This is a genomic window from uncultured Aquincola sp. (assembly GCF_964001545.1).
GTDB lineage: Bacteria > Pseudomonadota > Gammaproteobacteria > Burkholderiales > Burkholderiaceae_C > Aquincola.
Genome location: NZ_CAXFDV010000832.1, coordinates 1 through 1,953 on the forward strand (window position 1 = coordinate 1; position 1,953 = coordinate 1,953).

Annotated in this window: 1 protein-coding gene and 1 pseudogene; both read right to left on the reverse strand. The window is 66.5% G+C overall.

The window, feature by feature from the left end; translation table 11 throughout:
• The coding region (locus tag ABNT58_RS28750; protein WP_348756769.1) for a methyl-accepting chemotaxis protein at window positions 1-1,438 on the reverse strand (1,438 nt) is incomplete at its 3' end.
• 27 nt (window positions 1,439-1,465) lie between these two features.
• A pseudogene (locus ABNT58_RS28755) lies at window positions 1,466-1,953 on the reverse strand (methyl-accepting chemotaxis protein); the annotation flags it as partial.

Consider the following 1,953-nt stretch of genomic DNA (forward strand, 5'->3'; position numbering starts at 1 on the left):
AGCCCTTGCCGTGTTCGCCGGCACGGGCCGCTTCGATGGCGGCATTGAGCGCCAGCAGGTTGGTCTGGTAGGCGATGTCGTCGATGATGGTGATCTTGTGGGCGATCTGCTTCATCGCGCTTACCGTCGCCTTCACCGCCTCACCACCTTCGGCCGCCTCGGTGGCCGCCTTGCTGGCCATGCCGTCGGTCACCTTGGCGTTGTCGGTGTTCTGCGCGATGGAGGCTGTCATCTCCTCGACCGAGGCGCTGGTTTCTTCCACCCCCGCGGCCTGCTCGCTGGAAGCCTGGCTCAAGGCCTGCGCGGTGGCGCTGACTTCCTCCGAGGCGCCCGCCAGGGCTTCCGCGGCGCCATTGACTTCGGCCACCACGCTGGCCAGCCGGGCCACGGTGTTGTTGACGTAGGTGCTCATCTCGCCGAAGGCACCTTCGTAGGACTTCTCGATCCGCAGCGACAGGTCGCCTTCGGACAAGGCGCCCATCACCCGCACCACGTCGCTGGTGCTCTCGCCCACGGTCCGGGCCAGGTCGTTCAGGCCTTCGCCCATGGTCTTCTGGAAGCCGGCCAGCCCGTCCAGCGGCACACGCACCGAGAAATCGCCGCGGTTGACCGCCTCCACCACGGTGCGCTGGCCATCGATCACCAGCTTGAGCTTGTCGACCATGGTCTTCATGGCCAGCATCGCGCTGCCCTTGTCGCCGGCCCGCGTCTGCACATCGACCGTCAGGTCGCCGGCCGCCACCTGGCCGGCCACCGCCGCAACCACGGCCGGCTCGCCACCCAGCACCCGCATCAGGTTGCGGATGATGAGCACCGAGAAAGCCACCGCCAGCAGCACGCTCAGGCCCAGCGTGGCGAAGATCATCTGGCGCGAGTCGCTGTAGGCCACGTCGGCCGCGGTGCTGGCCGTGTCGCCGCCCTTCACATTGAGCTCGACGAGCTGCAGCAGCAGCGCGGAGTAGTCGTCGAACACCGTCTGCGCTTCGCCGTTGATCAGCGCCAGGGCTTCCTTGCTGTTGCCACTGCGGGTGAGCGCAATGGCCTTGTCGCGCATGCCCAGGTACACATCGAACTTCTTGGCGAACTGGTCGTAGAGGGCCTGCTCCTGCGGCGAGGAGATCAGCTTGACGTAGGCGTCGCGGTTCTTCTTGAAGGTGGCCAGCACCTCTTCCTGCTGGCGTTCAAGGCGCTGCAGCACCTGTGGTTGGTCACGATCGGCATGGGCGAACTGCAGCTCGGCGATGCGCAGGTCCGAGGTGTTGGTGTTCATTTCCTCGATGAAGCGGATGCTGGGCATCCAGTTGTCGGCGATCTCGGAAGAGGCGCTGTTGATGTGCGCCATCTGGTAGACCGAAAAGCCGCCCAGACCCAGCATCAAGGCGATCACGGCGGCAAACCCGAGGCCGATGCGCGTGGCTATCTTCATCGAACTGAACATGGTGTGTCTCCAGGAGAGAGGCAGACGTTAAAACTGGGTGAACTCGGACTCGTCCACCACCTCGGCGGCGCTCACCCGCTTGACCGGCTGGCGGCTGGCGATGCTGGTGGCGCCGCGGCGCGCGCCGGCCGGGGCCGCGCCGAGCGCCTTGCGCGCGGACCCTGACGAAGGCGACGCGGACGCGCCGCGATCCAACTTGAAAAAGCCCATCGCACGCTGAAGTTCTTCGGCCTGGGCGCTCATCTCTTCAGCCGTGGCCGCCAGTTCTTCCGAGCTGGAAGCGTTCTGCTGTGTGGTCTGGCTCAGCTGGCTCACCGCCGCGTTGATCTGGCCCACGCCCGACGACTGCTCTTCGCTGGCCGCGGTGATCTCCTGCACCAGGTCCGAGGTCTTGCGGATGCTGGGCACCATCGCGTCCAGCAGCTTGCCGGCGCGCTCGGCCAGCTCCACGCTGCTGCTGGCCACGGTGCCGATCTCCTGCGCCGCCACCTGGCTGCGTTCGGCCAGCTTGCGCA